The organism is Candidatus Protofrankia californiensis, assembly GCF_900634765.1.
GTDB lineage: Bacteria > Actinomycetota > Actinomycetes > Frankiales > Frankiaceae > Protofrankia > Protofrankia californiensis.
Window position 1 is genome coordinate 25,313 of sequence record NZ_CAAAFT010000408.1, and the last position, 936, is coordinate 26,248.

General features: G+C 67.4%; 1 protein-coding gene. It reads right to left on the reverse strand.

The features are described 5' to 3' along the window. Positions 1-776, reverse strand: a 776-nt coding sequence (locus DD1DGNOD_RS21010) for an ABC transporter ATP-binding protein (RefSeq protein WP_131770893.1), incomplete at its 3' end; no start/stop codon positions are given. Positions 777-936 lie beyond the last annotated feature (160 nt).

Sequence of the window (936 nt, forward strand, 5' to 3'; positions counted from 1 at the left end):
CGCGCGGAGAACCGACCGGCGCCGGCACCGACCTCAAGGGGAATGCCGAAACACGCCGACAGCGACGGACCGGTCAGGACCGTCTCGACAGGCCCGGCCACAACCACACGACCGGCGCGCAGGAGCAGCGCATGGGTCACACCCGGCGGGATTTCCTCCACGTGGTGGCTGACCATGACGGTCACCGGCGACAGTGGATCCGCGACCAGTCGGGTCAGACGCGCCAGCAGGGCCTCACGGGCCCCCAGATCGAGCCCGGCCGCCGGTTCGTCCATCAGCAGTAGCTCGGGGTCGGTCATCAGCGCACGCGCGATCTGGACGCGTTTGCGCTCGCCTTCGGACAAAGTGCCGTATCGCCGCTCGACGAGATTCCGGCACCCGACCTGCGTGAGAAGATCGTAGGCCCGCCGCAGGTCGTCATCGGAATATTTTTCACCGGCCCGCCCGACCACAGCCCACGCGGCCGTCATGACCACGTCGAGGACGCGTTCGGCGACGGGAAGGAGGTCCGCCACCACCGAACTCACCAGGCCAACCCGACTACGGACGTCGAACACGTCAACCTCGCCGAGTCGACCACCGAGCAGGTCGACCGTTCCTCGAGTCGGGAAAACCCGACTCGCCGCGACCTGGAGCAAGGTTGTCTTCCCGGCGCCGTTCGGCCCGAGAATGACCCAGCGTTCACCGTCGGCAACAGTCCAGTGGATGTCGGAAAGCAGCGTCGCGCCGTCCCGCACAACAGTTACCGCGTCCAGGCGCAACACCACGTCTGTCACGGCCCTCACGTTACGCGCCCCGTCCCGACACGGAGCTGACCGGGATGGTGTGTCCATCGGGAGGTGACCGACTTCTCAGAACGTCCGCGGATGGTACTGCACCTTCGGCGTGCGGGCAGCACCCGCGGCTGCCTTCCGGGTGTCCTTCGCCTTCCGGATG